We start from the raw sequence: 21,513 nt of genomic DNA on the forward strand, positions 1-21,513 counted from the left end.
TCCGCTGGTGTTTAGAACTGGATCAGCGAAAGCAGTCTGCGGCGTCATCGAGACGCCAGAACGTTCCCACCTCGACAGCGTGACCCGCAGCGGTGAGCCGGCGGGCGGCAAAGCTGTCACCGCGGGGGTCGCTGCGCCGCTCGATGTGGCCGAGAACGGATCCTGATCGATGCGTCACTCGCCAGAGACCCGCGCGAATGGGAACGAGGGTGATGGTGCTCGTGCGCGCCAGGGTGGGCGATGAAACCATGGTTGCTCCGAACGTCAGCGRCCGAGTGTCGTGTGAATGTCACGCTAGGCGTGGCCACTGACATCCGGGTCGGCAGGTTCAGCGCAGCTTCGTCACCGTCACATCGCGGCGGGCCAGATCAAGGTCGATCGTCTTGCCGGCGCGGGCTGTTTGAGCCACCACGATGCCAGCGAGCACCAGCAGAACCCCCAGAAACTGCACGCCGTCGAGAGTTTCACCGAGCCACAGAAACGCGAATCCGAAGGCGAAAATGACTTCGGACGCCGAGACAATACCGGCCGCCGTAGCGGTCAGCCGGGCAAGCGCCAGGTACGACAGAAGATAGGGAAGGAACGAGCCGACGACGCCATTCCAGAGCACGACGGCCCAGAGGGGCACCGTGATGGAGTCGAGGTTTCCGCCCAAAGCGGTCGGTGCGGCCAGCACGCCCGGGTCGATGAGCCACCAGCTGCTGAACAGCAACCAGAACGCGCTGGCGAACAGCATCGACCAGAACGAGACGGCGAGGGGTGATGCGGATGCGACCTGGCGTTCGCCCACCAGAAAATAGACGGCGAGGCAGAGGGCGGCGAGAAGTCCGGCCGCGACGCCGAGCGCAGAAAGCGGGCTCGCCCAGACCTGCGCAACGACGGCCATTCCGACGAGCACCGCAGCGATCGCCACCCAGATACGGGCCTTCACCCGCTCTTTGAAGATGAAACGCGCGGCAAGGGCAACCAGGAGCACACCGGAGTACTCGAGCATCAAGGCGATGCCGACCGGAAGAAGACTGATCGCGACGGCATAGAACCATTGAATGAGCGCGACGCCGGCGATTCCCAGAGTCGCCAGTGCGAGCAGTTGCCGTCGGTTGATCCGGAACGCGCTCCGATTGGTCAGGAGCAGCGCGACTCCCGCGAGGACGGCGATGATCGTCACGCGGGCAAAGGTGAGCTGCGCCGGACTGAGTCCGGCCTCAACGATGACCTTGGTGGTGCTTCCGTTGAGGCCGAACAGCAAAGAGGCTACGAGCGCAAAGACGTAGCCCAACCGCTAATCCAGTGAGGTGCCGTGCACGGCGTGAGGCTCGATGGCGGCAATCTCACCGTCGGTCAACGCCGGGGCGTCGAGTGCTGCGATGTTCTGCTCCAGCTGGCGAACGCTCGAAGCGCCGACGAGCACGCTCGTCACGGCGGGCTGGCGCAAGATCCAGGTGATCGCAAGCTGAGCGAGCGACTGGTTGCGGGATGCCGCGATCGCGTTCAACGCGTTGGCCCGTGCCAGGTAGCTTTCCGACAGGGCCGACTTGTCGAGGAAGTGACTCGTCGCGATGCGTGAACCGGAGGGAACGGCACCGTCGAGGTAGCGGTCGGTGAGCAAACCCTGCGCCAGCGGAGAGAAGACGATGCTTCCCATGCCCAGCTCGTCGATCGTGTTGAACAGACCGTCTTCGCTCTGGCGGTCGAACATCGAGTAGCGCGGCTGGTGGATCAGCAGCGGCACCTTGTGCTCGGCCAGTGCGGCATAGGCCGCGCGGGTCTGGGCCGGGGAATAGTTCGAAATGCCGACGTAGAGGGCCTTACCCTGCTGCACCGCCGTCGCCAACGCCCCCATGGTCTCTTCGATCGGCGTGTTCGGGTCCGGACGGTGCGAGTAGAAGATGTCGACGTAGTCGAGTCCGAGCCGTCCGAGGCTGGCATCGAGCGACGAGAGCAGGGTCTTGCGGGATCCCCATTCGCCATACGGTCCCGGCCACATGTCGTAGCCGGCCTTGCTGGAGATGATCATCTCATCGCGATACGGACGGAAGTCCTCGGCGAAGATCTTGCCAAAGTTCGTCTCGGCGGCGCCGGGAGGGGGTCCGTAGTTGTTGGCGAGGTCGAAGTGGGTCACGCCGAGGTCGAAGGCACGGCGCAGAATCGCCCGTTGGGTGTCGATCGGGCGTTCATGCCCGAAGTTATGCCACAGTCCGAGCGACAGAGCGGGCAGTTTCAGCCCGCTTCGCCCCGTGCGGCGGTAGTTCATTGTGGAATAGCGGTCATCATCGGCGGCAAAGGTCATGGCAACACTTTAGGACAGCGCATCCCCGCCGTGTTGCAGCCGCTCTGCACACTGAGCGCGGCGCCTGGTTGTTCACGGATCGCCGATCATTTCGATCTACCGGATGCGGTGATCGCACACTCGGAGGTGCACGACCCGGGTGTGGCAAAACCTGGCACGAGTGGTCGCCTCGGGTCGTGTGTGCCGGGCCGTCGCCTGTCACCCCACGCCTGTCCGTGCCGGGAGAAGAAATGAGCGACACCATTACATTGACGGGAATCGTAGGAACGACTCCGACTCACATGGTCACAACCAGCGGACTGGCCATCACCTCGTTTCGGCTCGCCTCCGGGCAGCGCCGATTCGATCGCACACAGAACGCATGGGTTGACGCCGACACCAACTGGTACAGCGTCTCCACCTTTCGTCATCTCGCCCACAACGTGAAGGATTCGGTGCATAAGGGTGAGCACGTGATTGTGAGCGGCCGCATCCGAATTCGCCAGTGGGAGACTGACGTGCGCAAGGGCACGACCATTGAGGTGGAGGCTGAGAGTGTTGGCCACGATCTCACCTGGTGCACGACGAGTTTTCTGCGTAGTGCGCCGGGACGCAGCGCGCCGGCGTCTCCGCACGACTCCGACGCGTTGGGCTCCTCCGCGACGTTCCCTCCGGCCGACACGGTCGAATGGCCGAAAGTCTTGGCGGATGACGAGCCAGACAGCGAGCGGGACGATGAACGGAATGATGAGCGGGACGATGACGAGGATGCTGAGCGGGAGGCTGTGGCCGGCGACGGCTTTCTGCCCGACGAACCGTCGAGCCTGATCACCGTGGTCTCGTAGACTCGGGGAGAGTCGACCGCCACGCGGTCAGGGAGGACCTCGGGTGTCAAGAAACACGCTCTCGAAACGGCGACAACTCGGTGCTGCGGGGGCCGGCATGCTCGCCGCATCGCTGCTCCTGATTGTGTCCGGCTGCAGCGCACTCCCGACGGGCTCAGCGCCGACCGCGAGTCATTCGGTGGCAGCGACCCCGACGGCCAAGCCCACCGTGGCTCCCGTTTTTGACCCTGCTGGGGGCGCGAAAGCCAATTCACGCTTCTTCGATCACGTCGCGCTCGGGGTGCTCGCGGCCAACCCCGAGGCCGGGGGAGCCGAATTCATCAACGCCCTGAGCGCCGGTGGTTTCGACAAGGCGCTGATGCAGGTCACTCCCGATCGCACCGCCGTCGATCTTGCGGCCGACTCGATTCAGTTCTCTGTGCGCATCGGTGAAGATTGCCTGATCGGTCAGACTGGGCCGGCCACGCAGGGCTATCACAGCATGGTTGCGCCAATTCTCGCCACCGGGATGTGTCTCGTTGGCACCACCCGCCAAATAGACTGGTAGACACTATGGCCGAATTTATTTACTCGATGGTCCGAGCGCGTAAAGCGGTTGGCGACAAGCTCATTCTCGACGACGTCACGATGTCGTTCTTCCCCGGCGCCAAGATCGGCGTTGTCGGCCCGAACGGTGCCGGAAAATCAACCATTCTCAAGATCATGGCCGGGCTCGACACCCCGAGCAACGGTGAAGCCAAGCTCTCGCCCGGTTACACCGTCGGCATCCTGATGCAGGAGCCGGAGCTCGATGAGACCAAGACAGTTCTCGAAAACGTGCAGGAAGGCGTTGGCGAGATCAAGGCCAAGGTCGACCGGTTCAACGAGATCTCACTCGCGATGGCCGAACCCGACGCCGATTTCGACTCGCTGCTGGCCGAAATGGGTGTGTTGCAGGAAGAGATCGATCACGCTGACGCGTGGGATCTCGACTCCCAGCTCGAGCAGGCAATGGATGCCCTGCGCACTCCGCCGGGCGACTCCCCGGTCGCCAACCTCTCGGGTGGCGAGAAGCGCCGCGTGGCGCTGACCAAGCTGCTGCTGCAGAAGCCCGACCTCCTGCTCCTGGACGAGCCCACTAACCACCTGGACGCCGAAAGTGTGCTCTGGCTGGAGCAGCACCTCGCCAAGTACCCGGGCGCAGTGCTCGCCGTCACCCACGACCGGTACTTCCTCGACCACGTCGCGGAATGGATCGCCGAAGTCGACCGCGGCCACCTCTACCCCTATGAGGGCAACTACTCGACCTACCTCGAGAAGAAGCAGGAACGTCTGCAGGTTCAGGGCAAGAAAGACGCCAAGCTGTCCAAGCGCCTGGCCGAAGAGCTCGCGTGGGTGCGCTCCAACGCCAAGGGCCGTCAAGCCAAGTCGAAGGCTCGTCTCGCTCGTTACGAAGAGATGGTCACCGAGGCCGAGCGCACCAGAAAGCTCGACTTCGAAGAGATCGTGATCCCTGTCGGACCCCGCCTCGGCGCTCAGGTCATCGACGCGAAGAAGCTGCAGAAGGGGTTCGAGGGCCGTGTGCTCATCGACAACCTCAGCTTCACGCTTCCCCGCAACGGAATTGTCGGCGTCATCGGCCCGAACGGTGTGGGTAAGACCACCCTGTTCAAGACCATCGTCGGACTTGAGCCGCTCGATGCCGGTGAGCTCAAGGTCGGCGAAACTGTCGAGATCTCCTACGTCGATCAGAGCCGCGGTGGCATCGATCCGAACAAGACGCTGTGGGAGGTCGTCTCCGACGGCCAGGACTACATCCAGGTCGGCAAGACCGAAATCCCCTCGCGTGCCTACGTGTCGACATTCGGCTTCAAGGGTCCGGACCAGCAGAAGAAGGCAGGTGTGCTCTCCGGTGGTGAGCGCAACCGTTTGAACCTGGCGCTGACGCTCAAGCAGGGCGGAAACCTCCTCCTGCTCGACGAACCGACTAACGACCTCGACGTCGAGACCCTCGGCTCGCTCGAGAACGCTCTTCTTGAGTACCCGGGTTGCGCTGTCGTGATCACTCACGACCGGTGGTTCCTCGACCGCATCGCCACGCACATCCTCTCGTACGAGGGCACCGAAGAAGACCCGGCGAATTGGTACTGGTTCGAGGGCAACTTCGAGTCCTACGAAGAGAACAAGATCGAACGTCTCGGCCCGGATGCAGCGAAGCCTCACCGCTCCGCGTACCGCAAGCTGACGCGCGACTAGTCTGCAACGATGAAATTGCATGTGCCGATTCGGCTGCGTTGGTCTGACCTCGACGCCTATGGTCATGTGAATAATGCTGTGATGCTGCGCCTCCTCGAGGAGGCGCGCATCCAGGCATTTTGGGCAACCGACGAGCCCGACGGAACCGTTTCCGCGGGCGGCGCGAGCACTGCGGTGCTCGACGGCCGCCCCGGGGCGGCCACGCTCACTCTGATCGCCCGCCAGGAGATCGAGTACCTGGCGCCTGTGCCGTACCTGCGTCAGCCGATCGACATCCGACTCTGGGTCGGCACCCTCGGCGGGGCAAGCCTCGAGGTTTGCTACGAGGTCTGGGGCCCAGCGGGCGACCTGCCGGCCGTGCTCTATGCCAAGGCGAGCAGCACGATCGTGCTGGTCGATTCCGAGACGAGCCGTCCGCGCCGAATCACCGAGGTCGAACGGGAAGCCTGGACGCCGTATCTCGACGAGCCGATTGCGTTTACTCGACGTCCATCACGCTGAACTCCCGCTACCGTAGCGGTGTGTTGCTGAACGAGTTCTCCCAGATGGCTCGGCTTCCCGCCTCACCGATCATCACGGTTTGAGAGGTGGCATAACCGCCCATCCCGACCGCGAGCACCGCGATCAGCACAGCGACAACACGCCGGCTCGGCGCGCGGGGCGCACGATCGGTGTCACGTCGAGCGAGTATGAAGTACCAGAGCCAGGATGCGATCGCGAGGATTCCGAGCGCCAACGTCCACGGCCAGAGGCCGCCGGCCAGACTCGCGTGGGCATCGATCAACGGTGTCTCGGGCACCCGGTCCTTCAGCCACTGGCCGGCCTGAGCGGTGACCGGCACCACGGCGATCACCAGTGCGCCGAGAATCGCAATCACGATGCCGAGGCGCCTCCGGGCCGCAGGCCAGACCGCGAAGAGGATCAGACAGAGTGCGGTCACCGGGATCAGAATAACCACGACGTGAACGAGCAGCACGTGGAGCGGAAGACCACTCACCTCATAGATGTCCGTGACGGTCATCCAGCACGAACCGAGTCACCGTCGAGTGTCACAGTGAGCTGAGGCAGCGGCGCAGGTGCCGGCCCCTCCAAGACTTCTCCCGTCGCCGCGTCGTATCGCGAACCGTGGCACGGGCAATCGAACTCGGTCTTGGCCGGGAGCACCACACAACCCTGATGCGTGCAGATCGCGCTGAACGCGACAACGGTGCCGGCGACAGGCTGAGCCAGCAGGATCGGCGCACCGTCGAGCTCAGCAGAAATCGAACCGCCCACCGGGATGGCTGACAGTTTCGCAACCTCGACCGACGCGCCGGTCGAACCCGCGCTGCCGTCCGAGCCAGACGCATCCCCGGAGGGCTGTGGGGTGTTCGCTGTTCCGGTTTCCGGTGTGGTCGTCGTCGGTGCGCAGGCGGCCAGCAGCGCTACAGATCCCACCCCGCCGGCGACGAGTGCGGTTCGGCGGGAGATGCCCGGAAGGTACGTCATGGTGCTCCTCATCAAGCTCTGCGAGTAAATTGGCACTGCTTCTTATGACAACGGGGTGGATCGCTGTTTGGTTCAGTAAGAGTATCTGAACCGATCCCCGCGGCATCCCGTGTTAATTCTCGGAGGTGTGCGATGGTCGACGATCGGATCGAGCTGTTGCGTGCCATCCACGACGAGCACGCGCCGGCGCTCAGACGTTATGTCGTGAGGCTGACCCGGGACGCCGCCTTCGCCGATGACGTCGTGCAGGAAACCCTGCTCCGCGCGTGGCGTCGCCCGCAGGTTCTCGACCAATCTGAGTCATCGGCCCGCGCCTGGCTCTTCACCGTCGCCCGCAATCTGGTGATCGATGAGTGGCGTTCCGCGCGCGCAAATCATGAGATACCGACCGACACTCTTCCCGAACGGGCGAGCGCTGACGAGACCGACGCGGTGCTGGACGCCTGGTTGGTGGCGGATGCCCTGGCCGGGTTGTCCGACGACCATCGGGCGGTCGTCGTGTGCGCGTACTACCAGGGCCGCTCGGTGGCTGAGACGGCCGAAGCACTCGACATCCCTCCCGGAACCGTGAAATCAAGGCTGCACTACGCCTTGCGGGCGATGCGCCTGGCCCTGCAAGAACGCGGGGTGACAGCGCCATGACCCGAGAATTCGACCAGTACACCGAATGGGATGCGGCCTATCTGCTGGGCGCACTCTCGCCGGAGGAGAGATGGGAGTACGAGCGGCATCTCGCCGACTGCCCGACATGCTCGCGGTCGTTGGCCGAACTGGCCGGAGTGCCGGCGCTGTTGTCGCTGGTGCCCGCGGACCAGGTGGTGCCCGCGGAACAGGAGGGCCCTGCGGATCAGGTCGCGCCCGCGGACCAGGTTGTGCCGGATGTCGCATCCGCCGCCGATCCGTCCAGCCCCACGGCTTGGACGCGACTCCGGGACGCGGCGCACGCGGAGCGTCGGCGCACCCGCAGAACCAGGCGGCTGGTCGCCGGCTCGATTCTTGCCGCTGCCGCGGTGCTGGTGAGCATCGTGCTCGTGGTGCCCGGCCTCCGTGCCCCGACAGTTCAGCCAGAGGCCAATGCCTTCCCCGCTGTCACCCTGACCCAGGTGATGCCGAGCGCGCTGTCTGCTGAGGTGCGGTTGCGCTCGGAACCCTGGGGAACCCGCATCGAGGCGACGTGCATCTACGCGGATTCGGGCTCGAATTCCGGCCCAGGTCGGAATTACGGAACGGGCGAGCAGACTTATGCCCTCTACGTGACAGATCGCAATGGTGTGTCGAGTCGGGTTTCGCAGTGGGCGGCGTCGCCCGGGGCGACAGTTGAACCGGTGGGCACGACCAACGTGACACAAGGCGAGATTGCGAGTGTCGACATCCGTTCTGTGGCCACCGGTCAGGTGCTTCTGAGCACGCAGATCGGTCAGTGACGTGCGTCGAATCTCGGGCATGTGTCGATTCTGGCCGGTCTCATTCGTATAGAGAGTGACCGGCCACAACGGCCCGGCGTTTCGACAAGGAGGAACACACCATGCCTCAGTATCTGCTTGCGATGTATCAGCCGGATGGAGTGGTTCCGCCGCCTGAGTTTCTGAACAAGGTCATGACCGAGCTCGACGCTCTCAACCAGGAGATCCGCGACGCGGGCGCTTGGGTTTTCACCGGAGGACTGCACCCCGCCGACACGGCCACCGTGCTTCATATGAAGGATGGCGAGCTCCTCACGACCGACGGCCCCTACCTCGAGGGAAAAGAGCACCTCGGTGGGTTCTGGATCATCGACGTGCCCGACCTCGATGCGGCCCTTGCCTGGGCCGATCGGGCAACCCGCGTGACGACGCTGCCAACGGAGGTTCGGCCGTTCCAAGAGCTCCGAGAGAGGGGATAGGTCATTCCAGCGCCGCCGGAGTCCTCATCTGCGGAGATCGAGCGCGCATTCCGCGCGCAGTACGGGCGGGCGGTGGCCGTGCTCATTCGTGACTTCGGGAGCATCGACATCGCTGAAGACGCGGTGCAGGATGCATTCGTCGCGGCGGTGCAGAAATGGCCGCTGAGCGGAGTGCCGCCGAGCCCGGCCGGCTGGATCATCACCACCGCGCGCAACCGCGCGATTGACCAACTGCGCCGTGAATCATCCCGCACCGCTCGGTCGGTGGAGGCTGCATATCTCGAGGCGCGGGATCCGCTCACCGAGTCGCACACGGTCGAGGATGAGCGATTACGGCTGATTTTCACCTGCTGTCACCCCGCGTTGTCCAAAGGCGCGCAGGTGGCATTGACGCTGCGACTGCTCGGAGGTCTGAGCACCGTCGAAATTGCACACGCGTTTCTCGTCTCGGAACAGACGATGGCGCAGCGACTGGTGAGGGCGAAGGCGAAAATTCGGGATGCCCGGATTCCGTATCGAGTGCCGACGGCGGCTGAGCTGCCGGCGCGCATCGCGTCGGCCCTGCTCGTCGTCTACCTGATCTTCAATGAGGGGTACACGGCGAGCAGCGGCGACAACCTGATCCGTGAGGAACTCTGCACCGAGGGCATCCGTCTCGGTCGGCTCCTCGTCGAACTCCTGCCCGGCGAACCCGAGGTCGACGGACTGCTTGCCCTGATGCTGCTCATCGATGCTCGTCGTGCGGCCCGCACGACGAGCACGGGAGACCTCGTGTTGCTGGCGGATCAGGATCGAAGTCGGTGGAATCGCGTTCTCATCGTCGAAGGGCAGCAGATCGTGAGGCGGTGCCTGCAGCAGGGGCGACCGGGTCCGTACCAAGTTCAAGCGGCGATCAACGCGGTTCACTCCGATGCGGCCACCGCAGACGAAACCGATTGGCGGCAGATCCTGCGGCTCTATGACCAATTGCAGGAGATCGCGCCGAGCCCGATCGTCGCCTTGAACCGGGCGGTCGCCGTCGCCGAGGTCGACGGGCCGGAGGTGGGGCTTGCATTGGTCGAGCAACTCGACCTGAGCGAGTTCTATCTCTTTCATGCGGTGCGCGCCGACCTTCTGCGGCGTGTCGGGCGCACGGACGACGCGGTGCTCTCCTACGACGCGGCAATCGCTCGCGCCGGAAACGCCGGGGAGCGCCAGTTTCTGACGCGTCGCCGAGAGTCGTTGGACAGCCGCGCGAACGAGCAGAACTGAACCCGCGAATCGACCCGCTACTCCTGGATACTCGGAACCCGCATCATTGCTTCTTGCGCAACGCTGGCCAGCAGCACGCCGTCCCTGCTGTAGATCGTGCCGGTCGAGAGGCCGCGACCGCCCTGCGCTGTGGGGGAGTCCTGGGTGAACAGCACCCATTCATCGGCGCGACCGAAACGGTGCCACCACATCGCATGGTCGAGACTTGCGGCCTTGAGGCCACGCGTCGCCCAGGCTACGCCGTGCCGGCGCAGCACCGGCTCCATGATCGAATAGTCGCTGGCGTAGGCCAGCGCGGCGCGGTGAATGTTGGGGTCGTCGGGAAGCGCCTCAAAGGTTTTCATCCACACGGCCTGACGCGAGGTGTGCTCGCCCTCCACCTTGAGGTAGATCGGCGACGGGATGTGACGGATGTCGAACGGGCGTTCGTTGGCCCAGTACCGGGCGATCGAATGGTCGACCAGGTTCAGCGTGGCGGCCGCGGTCGGGAGCGATTCGGGGTCTGGCAGGTCGGAAGGCATCTCGATCTGGTGTTCGAGACCTTCGTCGTCATCCTGGAACGAGGCGATTGCCGAAAGGATCGGCAGCCCGTTCTGATAGGCCTGGGTGCGACGAGTGGAGAACGAGCGGCCATCGTGGATCCGGTCCACCGAGAACGTGATCGGGTGGTTCACGTCACCGGGTCGCAGAAAGTAGCCGTGCATCGAATGCACGTGGCGGTCGTCGGCGACGGTGCGCATCGCGGCGATCAGCGACTGCGCCAGAACCTGTCCGCCGAAAACACGACCGTGGGGCATCCACTGTGACGGGCCGGTGAAGATGTCTTCGTTGGTGCGCGCACCCGTGTCGGTGAGATCCAGGGCGGCCAGGAGACCATCTACCGGCTTGTTCATACTGCCTCCTCAGGCTCGCGGCGGGATTGCGTCGTCAACCGCTCGCCACCTTGGTAGTTTAGGAGGAGATGAGCCAATCATTCTCCCTCACAGACTCCCAGTCCCTCGGCGACCTCCAGGTCTACCTCGCGCGCGCAAGCCGGGTCGAGGACGGCTCCGTGCGCCTGATTTCGGCGGCCGGTGTTCTCGCCGTCTACACCGCGATCCTCTATCCGCGCGGTCTGCTCGATTCGAGCCCGACGGTGCTGGCGCTTCGCACCTTCGCACTGAATGAACCGGTGGAGCTCGATGTCGTTGTTCCGATCCGCTCCCTGCTCGACCGGGTCGCTCGTCTGCACACCGCCGCGACGACGCGCGGTGACGACGCAGACACCCCGGTGAAGATCGCGGTTCCGCTCCAGGTGAGCACGGTGACGTGGGCCGGAATCTCGCCGCCCAAGGGCGGTTGGCAGGCACAGGGACAGACGGATGCAGCGCTGCTGGAATCAGCGGCACGCGTGGGTATCGACGAGGTCGCCTCGGTGATCCCGACCGGAACCGGCGAGCAGATCGTGCAGCGCGTGCGTTCCGAGGTCTGGGGCCGCCCGATCGATGGCCTCGAACACGTTCCGGCCGGAGCAGGCTTCGCCGCGTTCAGCCTGGGTTTCCTGAACGCCGACGAGTCGGTGCAGCTGTTCGAAACCGGCCCGTGGACGCGTCTGACGACGAGCCGTGGGCACATTCTCGTGCGTCGCAAGGCCTGGACGCTCAAGGGCTAACCACTCACGGGCTGGTCAGCCCGGCACCGACGCCGTCGCCAGCAATGCCGCCCAGACATCCGCCCGGGCATGGAACGTGCTGAGGTCACGCCCGAGCAGCGTCTCGGCGAGCTCGACTCGGCTGCGCACGGTGTGACGGTGCACGCCCAGCACCCGGGCTGCCGCATCGAAGGCGCCATTGTGCTCCAGCCAGACGCGCACGGTGTGCAACAGCTCTGAGCCGTTCAGATCGTCGTGACTGATCAGCGGCAGCAACGTCGCTCGTCCCACTTCACGTGCGTCGGTGCGGGCCAGAAAGGCGAGCACGCCCTGACGTGAAATGTCGTCGAACTCGACGACGCCTGCGTCGCCTTCCTGCGACCGTTCGTGGGCCTGTTCCGCCTGCGCCAGTGCGCGGGGGAGATCGCGGTACTCCGACTCATCCGAGAGCCCGGCGTGAAGGTCAAAGGTGCGACAGAGGTCGTCGACCAGGGTGCGACCGCTGCGGCCGAGAATGAGCACCACGCGATCGTTCTGAGCGGCGAAAAACATGCGATCGGGCTGCTCCTCGACGCGCAGCTCGAGAAACTCGATGATCGCGTCGAGTCGCCCCGCCGGAGCGTCGGTGACGACGAGTTGCACTGGCGCGGAGGGGAGTGGCCCCCACATCTCGGTGGAGATGGTCTCGGCGAGTTCCCGGTTTCCGCCGAGAAGCGCGTGAAGGAGGCCGGCCCGCAAATGCCCGCGAGCACCGGCGAGCGCATGGTTCTGTTCGAGGGCGAGGCCGGCGAGCGCGATGACCGAGGTGACGACATCCTGGCTCGCCGCATCGAGCTCGCGCACCCCGCCGAGCGCGAGCACCCCGCGCAGCTGATCGCGCCGCCCCAGCGTCTGCAGGGTGAGGGTCTCACCGCCAACGAGAACGGTGGTGCTGGCACGCTGGCCGCGACGGAGCAGGCGGCCGGCCTCGCGTTGTACGGTGTCGAATGACGTGCCGGCCAGGGTGGAGCCGGCGAAGGCGTCTCGCGGAAAGACCCGGTCCAGACTGCCACTGGCATCGAACAGCGCCACCCAGTGGTCGAGCTGATGCGACAGCTCACTGAGCGTGGCGCTCAAGCCGTCGGGCCGCAGAGCGGCGAGCGAGATTGCCCGCTGTGCACTGAGTGCCCAGGTGTGACGCGCATACCGTTCCTCGGCGACCATGTCGGCCGCCGAGCGCACCACAGCGATGAACGGGGTGCGATACGGCACCTCGACCAGGGGGAGACCGTGCCGGGTGCAGGCGTCGATCAGGCCGTCCGGCGTGCCGTCACGGATGACTTCGGTTCCGAACCCGAGAGCGGCGATGCCCCGGTCGCGCAGGCGCGCCACGTACCCGTCGTACAGCTCGTCGCCGTGCGCTGCGGTAGTGAACTGGGTGCCCGTGGTCAACAGAACCTGGCCGGGTGAGAGAAAAGGCGTGGGGTCGGCGAGGTCAGAACTGTGCACCCACTCGACGGTCTGGTCGAGCGCCGATGCGGGCAGCACCGAGTCGGGAGTCAGCAGCCGCAGCCCCAGATCCGGCTGACTGAAGAGGTGGCGAACGGTGGGTAGCACGGGGATCCCTCCAGTGGATTCCACGCTTGTACAGCGTGGCGAATTGCGACAGCACCACTATACGTTGCGGCAGCACGCCGAGGAGGTGGCGCTCCCTACCATTGCAGGATCGGCATCGTTGCCTTCCGGATGACGGTGCGCATTGCTTTGAGAACTGGAGTAGCCATGACCCTCGTCGATTCCCCCCGCCTCGATACCTCCGTGGAGGTTCCGCTCGGCGGGCCGTCACTGCCACAGGAACGTCGCCTGGTCACCGCCATCCCCGGCCCGAAGTCGATCGAGCGCATGAAGCGCAAGGTCGCAGCCGTGGCCTCCGGTGTGGGAACCACGATCCCCGTCTTCACCGTTGCCGCCGGCGGCGGAGTGCTCGTCGACGTCGACGGCAACTCCCTGATCGACCTCGGCTCCGGCATCGCGGTGACGAGCGTCGGAAACAGCAACGAGCGCGTCGTGGCCGCCGTCACCGCCCAGCTCAACCAGTTCACTCACACCTGCTTCACCATCGCGCCGTACGACTCCTACGTTGACGTGGCCGAGGCGCTCAACCGCCTGACGCCGGGTGACCACGACAAGCGCAGCGCACTGTTCAACTCGGGTGCAGAGGCTGTCGAGAACGCGGTCAAGATCGCGCGCCACTACACCGGCAAGCAGGCCGTCGTCGTCTTCGACCACGCCTACCACGGTCGCACCAACCTCACGATGGCCCTCACGGCCAAGAGCATGCCGTACAAGAGCGGCTTCGGCCCGTTCGCTCCCGAGGTCTACCGCGCACCGATGTCCTACCCGTTCCACGATGGCCTCGACGGCGTCACCGCCGCGAAGAAGGCAATCTCGATGATCGAGAAGCAGATCGGCGCCGCCAACCTCGCTGCCGTGATGATCGAGCCGATTCAGGGCGAGGGTGGATTCATCGTTCCCGCCGAAGGCTTCCTGCCGACCCTGGTCGCCTGGGCCACCGCGAACAACGTCGTCTTCATCGCCGACGAGGTGCAGACCGGCTTCGCCCGCACCGGCGACATGTTCGCCAGCAACCACGAGGGCATCGTTCCTGACGTGATCGTCACGGCCAAGGGCATCGCCGGCGGCCTGCCGCTGTCTGCCGTCACCGGCCGCGCCGAGATCATGGACTCCGCTCATGCCGGCGGCCTCGGCGGCACCTACGGCGGAAACCCGCTGGCCTGTGTCGCAGCTCTCGCCACGATCGAAAGCTACGAGCAGGACAACCTGGTGGAGCGCGCCCGGGAGATCGGCGCCATCCTGACCGGTCGTCTGAACGCCCTGCGCGTCAACGACCCGCGCATCGGTGATGTGCGGGGGCGCGGTGCGCTGATCGCCATCGAACTGATCGACCCGGCAACCGGTGAGCCGGATGCCGCGCTCACCAACCGCATCGCCGCCGAGTCGCACAAGCAGGGCGTCATCGTGCTCACCTGCGGAACCTACGGCAACGTGATCCGCTTCCTTCCGCCGCTGTCGATCACCGACGAGCTCTTGATCGAGGGCCTCGGCGTTGTCGCCGACGCGCTGGCCTCAGCATGAGCCTGATTCTCCCCGGCCTCGAGATCGCGCCGGAAGCCACGCCCCTCGACGACGCCCGGGTTCAGCTCGCTGACGCGGTGTCGGTACTCGGCTACGACGAAGGCATCTACCAGCTGCTCTCCACCCCGCGCCGCGAAATGACCGTTTCGGTTCCGTTGCGCATGGATGACGGTTCCAGCCGCCTGTACATCGGTCACCGCGTGCAGCACAACTTCTCCCGCGGCCCCGCCAAGGGCGGACTGCGTTACAGCCCGGGGGTGAACCTCGACGAGGTGCGCGCCCTGGCCATGTGGATGACCTGGAAGTGCGCCCTGCTCGACGTGCCCTACGGCGGTGCCAAGGGCGGGATCAACATTGACCCGCGCCAGCACTCCAAGGCCGAACTCGAGCGTGTGACGCGTCGCTACACCAGCGAGATCCTTCCGATCATCGGCCCGGAGCGCGACATCCCGGCCCCCGACATCGGAACCGATGAGCAGACCATGGCCTGGATCATGGACACCTACTCGGTGAACAAGGGCTACACGGTTCCCGGTATCGTCACCGGCAAGCCGATCAGCCTCGGCGGTTCGCACGGTCGTGCCAGCGCCACCTCGCGCGGCGTCACGCACATCGCGCTGGCCGCTCTCGCCCACCGCGGCATCCGTGCCGAGGGTGCGTCGGCAGCCGTGCAGGGCTTCGGCAAGGTCGGTCACGACGCGTCGCTGTTCCTGGCTGAGGCCGGTGTGCGCGTCGTCGGCATCAGCGACCAGTACGGCGCCATCTACAACCAGCGCGGCCTCGACGTTCCTGCGCTCAGCGCGTTTGTGCGCGAGACCGGTTCGGTTGTCGGGTTCCCCGGCTCCGAGGTCATCGACGGAACCGCCCTGCTCGAGTTGGACGTGGACCTCCTCGTGCCCGCCGCCGTCGAAGGCGTGCTGCACGAGGGCAACGCCTCCCGGGTGCAGGCCACCGTTATCGTCGAAGGTGCAAACGGCCCGACCTCCCCGGTCGCCGACCGCATCTTCGAAGCGAACGGTATCCTGGTAGTCCCCGATATCCTCGCCAACGCCGGCGGTGTCATTGTGTCCTACTTCGAGTGGGTACAGGCAAACCAGGCTTATTGGTGGAACGCCGAAGAAGTCGAAGACAAGCTTGCCCAGCGGATGCTTGCAGCCTGGCGTCAGGTCGTCGACTACGCGGCCAAGCGTGAGTTGACGCTGCGTGCTGCCGCCACCATCCTCGCCGTCGAACGCGTCGCCGAGGCCCACCTCATTCGCGGACTCTACCCGTGAGCAAAGGAGTAACACCCGTGTCAGAGAAAGAAATCGCCCTTCTCGCCAAGGTGCCGACCGGTCTGTTCATCGGTGGGGAGTGGCGTCAGAGCAGCTCGGGCAAGACGCTGGCGGTGTCCGACCCGGCGACCGGTCTCGAACTGCTGAGCATCGCCGACGCGTCGGTCGAAGACGGCGCCGCGGCGCTGGACGCGGCTGTCGCCGCCCAGGATTCCTGGGCAGCGACCCCTCCTCGCCAGCGCGGTGAGCTGTTGCGCCGCGCGTTCGATCTGCTGCAGGAGCGCAAAGAAGAGTTCGCGCTGCTGATGACGATCGAGATGGGCAAGCCGTACGCGGAAGCCCTCGGCGAGGTCGGCTACGGCGGAGAGTTCCTGCGTTGGTTCAGTGAAGAAGCGGTGCGCATCAGCGGCCGCTACGGATTGAACCCAGAAGGCACCGGCCACATGATCGTGACGCAGCGCCCGGTCGGGCCCTGCTTCCTGATCACGCCGTGGAACTTCCCGCTCGCCATGGCCACGCGCAAGATCGCACCCGCGCTGGCCGCCGGTTGCACCGTCGTCATCAAGCCGGCCGAGCTCACCCCGCTCACCACGCTCTACTTCGTCAAGCTGCTCGAAGAAGTCGGCCTGCCCGCCGGAGTCGTCAACGTCATCACGACGTCGACCTCCTCTGCGGTGTCCGCGCCGATCATCGGAGACCCGCGCCTCCGCAAACTGAGCTTCACCGGTTCCACCCCGGTCGGCCAGCGTCTGCTCACCCAGGCCGCGCTGGGCGTGTTGCGTACGAGCATGGAACTCGGCGGCAACGCCCCGTTCGTCGTGTTCGAAGACGCAAACCTCGACAAGGCAGTGGAAGGCGCCATGCTGGCCAAGTTCCGCAACGTGGGCCAGGCTTGCACCGCGGCCAACCGGTTCATCGTGCACGAGTCGATCGCCGCCGAGTTCGGGCGTCGTCTCACCGAGCGTGTTGCCGCGATGAAGATCGGTCGTGGCACCGAAGACGGCGTCACGATCGGCCCGCTCGTCAACGAGGCCGCGGTCGAATCGACCGACGCCCTGGTTCAGGATGCCCTCGGTAAGGGAGCAACGCTCCTGATCGGCGGCGCCCGACCCGACGGCGCCGGTTCGTTCTACCAGCCGACCGTGCTCACCGACGTGGCCGCAGACAGCCGCCTGCTGAAAGAGGAGATCTTCGGACCCCTCGTCGGCATCACCACGTTCGGCGACGAAGACGAAGCAGTGCGCCTGGCCAACTCCACCGAGTACGGCCTGATCGGCTACGTCTTCACGACCGATCTGGCCCGCGGTCAGCGGATGATCGACAAGCTCGACACCGGAATGATGGGCCTGAACACCGGCCTGGTTTCGAACGCGGCAGCACCGTTCGGCGGTGTCAAGCAGTCGGGCCTCGGCCGTGAAGGCGGTCTCGAGGGAATCCACGAGTACCTCTCGACCAAGTACACGCTGAGCCCGCTTTCCTAGTACCCGCAGTCAGGCTGTCCGGCATTCGGGCAGCCTGGCTGTTTTTTATTCTTTGATTCTTTTCTCATCACCACCATTTCACCGAAGCACCACAGGAGTACACCATGACCACGATTGACCGTGACGTCATCATCATCGGCGCCGGGGCATCCGGCCTCACCGCCGCCACCGAGCTGAAGAAGGCCGGCCTCACTGTTGCCGTGCTGGAGGCTCGTGACCGCGTCGGCGGTCGTCTCTGGACCGACGAAATCGACGGCGCCATGCTGGAGATCGGCGGCCAGTGGGTTTCTCCCGACCAGGACGCGCTCAAGGAGACGCTGGCCGAACTGGGCCTCGAAACCTACGACCGCTACCGCGAGGGCGAGAACATCTACATCAACGGAACCGGTGAACTCAGCCGCTTCGAAGGTGACATCTTCCCGGTCCCGGCGAAGACCGAACACGAGATCGTCTCGCTGATCGAGAAGCTCGACGTGCTCGTGTCCGAGATCGACCCCGACCGTCCCTGGGCCCACCCGCGCGCGAAGGAACTCGACGAGATCTCCTTCAGCCGCTGGCTCGAGACTCAGACCGACGATGCTGAAGCAATCGAGAACATCGGCATGTTCATTGCCGGTGCGATGCTCACCAAGCCGGCTCATGCCTTCTCGGCGCTCCAGGCACTGCTCATGGCCGCCAGCGCCGGCAGCTTCAGCAACTTGGTCGACGCCGACTTCATCCTCGACGCTCGTGTCGTCGGTGGCCTCCAGCAGGTTCCGATCCTGCTCGCCGAGCGCCTCGGCGACGACGTGCACCTCGGCCAGCCGGTGCGCACGGTGCGCTGGAGCGACGCCGGTGTCACCGCTGTGACCGATGGTCTGACGGTGAACGCGCGCCGCGTGATCATCGCTGTTCCGCCCGTGCTGATCAGCCGCATCTCGTTCGAGCCGTCGCTCCCGCGTCGTCAGCAGCAGCTGCACCAGCACCTGTCGATGGGCTTCGTGATCAAGGTTCATGCTGTCTACGAGACGCCGTTCTGGCGTGAAGACGGTCTCTCCGGCACCGCGTTCAGCCCCTACGAGCTCGTGCACGAGGCTTACGACAACACGAACTTCGAAGACCCGCGTGGAACCCTCGTCGGCTTCGTGTCCGATGAGGATGCCGACGGCGTCTTCACCCTGTCGGCCGAGGAGCGGAAGACGCGCATCCTCACCTCGCTCTCGCACTACTACGGCGACAAGGCGCTCAGCCCGGTTGTGTACTACGAAAGCGACTGGGGCAGCGAAGAGTGGACCCGCGGCGCTTACGCCGCGAGCTTCGACATGGGTGGCCTCGCCCGCTACGGCGCTGACCTGCGCACGCCGGTCGGCCCGATCTCCTTCTCCTGCAGCGACATGGCCGGCAAGGGCTACCAGCACGTCGATGGCGCCATTCGCGTCGGCCGTGAGACCGCCGCAGCCATCATCACCGAGCTGCAGGCGTAGACCCGATGCGGATTCTGGTCGGGTACACCGCTAACGATGCCGGGGCCGATGCGCTTGCGCTCGGGGTGCGCCTGGCCAGATCCGGCGGCGCCTCCCTCGACGTCGTCATCGTCTTGCACAGTGAGGAACGGGCAACCCTCGTCCCCACCGATCCGGGCTACGAACTGTATGTGACCGAGACGGCCGAGCAGTGGCTGCGCGATGCTGCGGCATCCGTTCCGGCGGATGTCGCAGCTCACACTCACGTGGTCTACGCCGAGTCGTTCGCGCAAGGACTCCTTGACGCCGCGCGCGACGATCAGGCCGACATGATCGTCGTCGGAGCCGCCCGTAACGGGCTTCTGGGCCGATTCACAGTGGGGAGCGTCGCGAGTGCACTGCTCCACGCCTCCCACGTGCCCGTCGCATTGGCCCCCGAAGGCACGCGCGACCTCGCCGCAGGCCAGGGCGTGAGCCGGGTGACCTGTGCTATCGGCACGAAGATCGGTTCCGAAGTGCTGATGAACACGGCAATCACGGTCGCCCGCACCACGGATGCCCCCCTCCGGCTGGTCTCGCTCGTCGCGGTCGATCTACCCGGCGGTCTCGACGACCCCCTCGTCTCCCGGCACGGCGCACTGCATGCGCAGGAAGTGCTCGACTACGCCAGCGAGCACCTGCCAGGCGGGGTCGAGGTCAGTGCCGGCGTCGCATCCGGTGACAGTATTGAAGAGGCCGTGCGCACCCTGGACTGGGACCCGGCCGAGATCGTGCTGGTCGGATCGAGCCGTCTGGCCAAGCCGAACCATCTTTTCCTCGGTTCCATCGCGGCAAAAATGCTGCGCGAACTGCCGGTACCCATGATCGTGGTGCCACGAGATTCCACCGTCACGGTGGGGAAGTAGACACGAAGTGACAGTACAAGACAACGTCGTCGAAGCCGCTGGACCCGGAGCGGGCAACACCGGTGACTCGGGCGACATGACCGGCACCAAGACTGAGCTCTCCTCCAAGGGACTGAGCGCAGGCTCGGTCGGCCTCATCGGCGCCATCGTCATCGGAGTCTCGTGCATCGCCCCGGCGTACACGCTGACCGGCGCGCTCGGCCCCACGGTTGCCGAGGTGGGAATCCACCTGCCCGCGATCTTCCTGATCGGGTTCATCCCGATGTTGCTTGTCGCCTTCGGCTACCGGGAACTCAACCGGGCGATGCCCGACAGCGGCACCTCGTTCACCTGGGCGAGCCGTGCCTTCGGTCCCTGGATCGGCTGGATGGCCGGCTGGGGACTCATCGCGGCGACAATCGTGGTGCTCTCGAACCTCGCGGGCATCGCGGTCGACTTCTTCTTCCTCATGCTCTCCCAGATGTTCGGCAACAACCCCGAAATCGCCGCGCTGGCCAGCAATCCGTTGATCAACGTCGCCACCTGTCTGGTGTTCATTGGTGCCGCGACGTGGATCTCCTACCGCGATATGCAGACGACGCAGAAGCTGCAGTACTGGCTGGTCGGATTCCAGATTCTCGTGATGATCGGGTTCGGGATCGCGGCCTTCGTGCACGTGGGCAACGGCACCGCCTTCGACGCGACCCCGGTCACCTGGGAATGGTTCAACCCATTCGCCGTCACCTCGTTCTCCGCGGTCGTCGCCGGTCTCTCCCTCTCTCTCTTCATCTTCTGGGGCTGGGACGTCACGCTCACGATGTCGGAGGAGACCAAGGGGTCCAGCTCGACCCCCGGCAAGGCGGCCACCATCACCGTCACGCTCGTCGTCGCGCTCTACCTCTTCGTGGCGATGGGCTTGATCGCCTTCGCCGGAACCGGCAGCACCGGCGTGGGGCTCGGCAACCCAGACATCCAGAGCAACGCCTTCTTCGCCTTGGCCGGTCCGGTGCTCGGCCCGTTGGCCATCCTGGTGTCCATCGCCGTGCTCTGCAGCTCGGCTGCTTCGCTGCAGTCGACTTTCGTGTCGCCCGCTCGCACGCTGCTCGCCATGGGCCACTACGGCGCGTTGGCACCGAAGTTCGCGAAGGTCAGCCCACGCTTCTTCACGCCCGGCTACGCCACCATTGTCTCGGCCATTGTCGCGGCGGTGTTCTACACGGTGATGCGCTTCATCAGCGAAGACGTGCTCTGGGACACGATCACGACACTCGGCATGATGATCTGCTTCTACTACGGGCTCACCGCGTTCGCCTGCGTCTGGTACTTCCGCAAACAGTGGTTCGACTCGGTGCGCAACGTCTTCTTCACCTTCCTGTTCCCGCTGATCGGTGGCGTGATCCTCGGCATCCTGTTCTTCACCACCCTGATCGACAGCATGGATCCCGACTATGGCAGTGGCTCGAACATCTTCGGTGTCGGCCTGGTCTTCGTGCTCGGCATGGTCATCCTGGTTGCCGGCGGAATCATCATGATGGTGCAGGCGAAGCTGCGGCCCGCCTTCTTCCGCGGTGAAACGCTGAGCAAGGATGCCCCGGCGAGCATCGGGCGTCGTCGCCGTTGCTAGCGCTCGGTGATCGAGCCGCGTCGGCGATCATGCCGCTGCGGTGATCGAGCGTATCGAGATCCGGCCGCCGCCA

At 65.2% G+C, this 21,513-nt stretch carries 22 protein-coding genes; 15 read left to right on the forward strand and 7 right to left on the reverse strand.

Annotated elements, in window-relative coordinates; all coding sequences use genetic code 11:
- Positions 1 to 22: 22 nt before the first annotated feature.
- From AB4Y63_RS03620 to AB4Y63_RS03630, 3 genes are all read right to left on the reverse strand, one after another.
- Positions 23 to 250: a hypothetical protein gene (locus AB4Y63_RS03620; protein WP_441789680.1), complete on the reverse strand. Its 228-nt coding sequence runs from the start codon at positions 248 to 250 to the stop codon at positions 23 to 25.
- Positions 251 to 328: 78 nt separating this feature from the next.
- Positions 329 to 1,279, reverse strand: a complete 951-nt coding sequence (locus AB4Y63_RS03625) for a DMT family transporter (protein ID WP_441789681.1) — start codon at positions 1,277 to 1,279, stop codon at positions 329 to 331.
- Positions 1,280 to 1,282: 3 nt separating this feature from the next.
- A complete protein-coding gene (locus AB4Y63_RS03630) occupies positions 1,283 to 2,290 on the reverse strand; it encodes an aldo/keto reductase (RefSeq protein ID WP_441789682.1) in 1,008 nt (335 codons plus the stop codon).
- Between the two features lie 230 nt (positions 2,291 to 2,520).
- Here AB4Y63_RS03630 and AB4Y63_RS03635 point away from each other — a divergent pair, with 230 nt between their 5' ends.
- Genes AB4Y63_RS03635 through AB4Y63_RS03650 form a run of 4 tightly spaced genes read left to right on the forward strand, consistent with a single transcriptional unit; the run spans position 2,521 to position 5,850 of the window.
- Entirely contained in the window at positions 2,521 to 3,114 is a 594-nt protein-coding gene (locus AB4Y63_RS03635; RefSeq protein WP_441789683.1) for a single-stranded DNA-binding protein, read from the forward strand.
- Between the two features lie 43 nt (positions 3,115 to 3,157).
- Positions 3,158 to 3,661: a DUF6993 domain-containing protein gene (locus AB4Y63_RS03640; RefSeq protein ID WP_441789684.1), complete on the forward strand. Its 504-nt coding sequence runs from the start codon at positions 3,158 to 3,160 to the stop codon at positions 3,659 to 3,661.
- 5 nt (positions 3,662 to 3,666) lie between these two features.
- Positions 3,667 to 5,349, forward strand: coding sequence for an energy-dependent translational throttle protein EttA (gene ettA / locus AB4Y63_RS03645; RefSeq protein ID WP_441789685.1), 1,683 nt, complete (start codon positions 3,667 to 3,669; stop codon positions 5,347 to 5,349).
- A 9-nt stretch (positions 5,350 to 5,358) separates the two neighbouring features.
- A complete protein-coding gene (locus AB4Y63_RS03650; protein ID WP_441789686.1) occupies positions 5,359 to 5,850 on the forward strand; it encodes an acyl-CoA thioesterase in 492 nt (163 codons plus the stop codon).
- Between the two features lie 7 nt (positions 5,851 to 5,857).
- Here the strand turns inward: AB4Y63_RS03650 and AB4Y63_RS03655 are convergent, their stop codons facing one another.
- Both AB4Y63_RS03655 and AB4Y63_RS03660 read right to left on the reverse strand, forming a co-directional pair.
- Positions 5,858 to 6,370 carry a hypothetical protein gene (locus AB4Y63_RS03655; protein ID WP_441789687.1) on the reverse strand — a complete coding sequence of 171 codons (513 nt, stop codon included), beginning with the start codon at positions 6,368 to 6,370 and terminating at the stop codon, positions 5,858 to 5,860.
- The gene (locus AB4Y63_RS03660; RefSeq protein ID WP_441789688.1) at positions 6,367 to 6,837 is read right to left on the reverse strand and encodes a ubiquinol-cytochrome c reductase iron-sulfur subunit; all 471 of its coding nucleotides are present in this window, start codon (positions 6,835 to 6,837) and stop codon (positions 6,367 to 6,369) included. The genes AB4Y63_RS03655 and AB4Y63_RS03660 overlap by 4 nt, the downstream gene beginning before the upstream one ends.
- A 132-nt stretch (positions 6,838 to 6,969) precedes the next feature.
- On the opposite strand from AB4Y63_RS03660, the gene AB4Y63_RS03665 reads away from it, so the two are divergent.
- From AB4Y63_RS03665 to AB4Y63_RS03680, 4 genes are all read left to right on the forward strand, one after another.
- On the forward strand, positions 6,970 to 7,479 hold the full coding sequence (locus AB4Y63_RS03665) for a sigma-70 family RNA polymerase sigma factor (RefSeq protein WP_441789689.1): 510 nt from the start codon (positions 6,970 to 6,972) through the stop codon (positions 7,477 to 7,479).
- Complete coding sequence (locus AB4Y63_RS03670; RefSeq protein ID WP_441789690.1) at positions 7,476 to 8,261, forward strand: anti-sigma factor family protein; 786 nt, start codon at positions 7,476 to 7,478, stop codon at positions 8,259 to 8,261. The genes AB4Y63_RS03665 and AB4Y63_RS03670 overlap by 4 nt, the downstream gene beginning before the upstream one ends.
- Before the next feature lie 101 nt (positions 8,262 to 8,362).
- Complete coding sequence (locus AB4Y63_RS03675; RefSeq protein ID WP_441789691.1) at positions 8,363 to 8,719, forward strand: YciI family protein; 357 nt, start codon at positions 8,363 to 8,365, stop codon at positions 8,717 to 8,719.
- A 72-nt stretch (positions 8,720 to 8,791) separates the two neighbouring features.
- Positions 8,792 to 9,970: an RNA polymerase sigma factor gene (locus AB4Y63_RS03680; RefSeq protein WP_441789692.1), complete on the forward strand. Its 1,179-nt coding sequence runs from the start codon at positions 8,792 to 8,794 to the stop codon at positions 9,968 to 9,970.
- A 17-nt stretch (positions 9,971 to 9,987) separates the two neighbouring features.
- Here the strand turns inward: AB4Y63_RS03680 and AB4Y63_RS03685 are convergent, their stop codons facing one another.
- The gene (locus AB4Y63_RS03685; protein ID WP_441789693.1) at positions 9,988 to 10,863 is read right to left on the reverse strand and encodes an acyl-CoA thioesterase; all 876 of its coding nucleotides are present in this window, start codon (positions 10,861 to 10,863) and stop codon (positions 9,988 to 9,990) included.
- A 68-nt stretch (positions 10,864 to 10,931) separates the two neighbouring features.
- Here AB4Y63_RS03685 and AB4Y63_RS03690 point away from each other — a divergent pair, with 68 nt between their 5' ends.
- A complete protein-coding gene (locus AB4Y63_RS03690; RefSeq protein ID WP_441789694.1) occupies positions 10,932 to 11,621 on the forward strand; it encodes a hypothetical protein in 690 nt (229 codons plus the stop codon).
- A 15-nt stretch (positions 11,622 to 11,636) separates the two neighbouring features.
- Here the strand turns inward: AB4Y63_RS03690 and AB4Y63_RS03695 are convergent, their stop codons facing one another.
- On the reverse strand, positions 11,637 to 13,196 hold the full coding sequence (locus tag AB4Y63_RS03695; RefSeq protein WP_441789695.1) for a PucR family transcriptional regulator: 1,560 nt from the start codon (positions 13,194 to 13,196) through the stop codon (positions 11,637 to 11,639).
- Positions 13,197 to 13,361: 165 nt separating this feature from the next.
- On the opposite strand from AB4Y63_RS03695, the gene gabT reads away from it, so the two are divergent.
- The 6 genes from gabT to AB4Y63_RS03725 all read left to right on the forward strand — a co-directional run bounded on the left by gabT (position 13,362) and on the right by AB4Y63_RS03725 (position 21,440).
- The gene (gabT, locus tag AB4Y63_RS03700) at positions 13,362 to 14,735 is read left to right on the forward strand and encodes a 4-aminobutyrate--2-oxoglutarate transaminase (RefSeq protein WP_441789696.1); all 1,374 of its coding nucleotides are present in this window, start codon (positions 13,362 to 13,364) and stop codon (positions 14,733 to 14,735) included.
- The gene (locus AB4Y63_RS03705) at positions 14,732 to 16,009 is read left to right on the forward strand and encodes a Glu/Leu/Phe/Val family dehydrogenase (RefSeq protein ID WP_441789697.1); all 1,278 of its coding nucleotides are present in this window, start codon (positions 14,732 to 14,734) and stop codon (positions 16,007 to 16,009) included. The genes gabT and AB4Y63_RS03705 overlap by 4 nt, the downstream gene beginning before the upstream one ends.
- A 17-nt stretch (positions 16,010 to 16,026) precedes the next feature.
- Entirely contained in the window at positions 16,027 to 17,490 is a 1,464-nt protein-coding gene (locus AB4Y63_RS03710) for an NAD-dependent succinate-semialdehyde dehydrogenase (RefSeq protein ID WP_441789698.1), read from the forward strand.
- A gap of 104 nt (positions 17,491 to 17,594) precedes the next feature.
- Complete coding sequence (locus AB4Y63_RS03715) at positions 17,595 to 18,953, forward strand: flavin monoamine oxidase family protein (RefSeq protein ID WP_441789699.1); 1,359 nt, start codon at positions 17,595 to 17,597, stop codon at positions 18,951 to 18,953.
- A 5-nt stretch (positions 18,954 to 18,958) separates the two neighbouring features.
- Positions 18,959 to 19,837: a universal stress protein gene (locus AB4Y63_RS03720; protein ID WP_441789700.1), complete on the forward strand. Its 879-nt coding sequence runs from the start codon at positions 18,959 to 18,961 to the stop codon at positions 19,835 to 19,837.
- Between the two features lie 76 nt (positions 19,838 to 19,913).
- A complete protein-coding gene (locus AB4Y63_RS03725; RefSeq protein WP_441789920.1) occupies positions 19,914 to 21,440 on the forward strand; it encodes an APC family permease in 1,527 nt (508 codons plus the stop codon).
- The last annotated feature ends 73 nt before the right edge of the window (positions 21,441 to 21,513 follow it).

It is taken from the genome of Leifsonia sp. YAF41 (assembly GCF_052113185.1).
Classification (GTDB): domain Bacteria; phylum Actinomycetota; class Actinomycetes; order Actinomycetales; family Microbacteriaceae; genus Cryobacterium.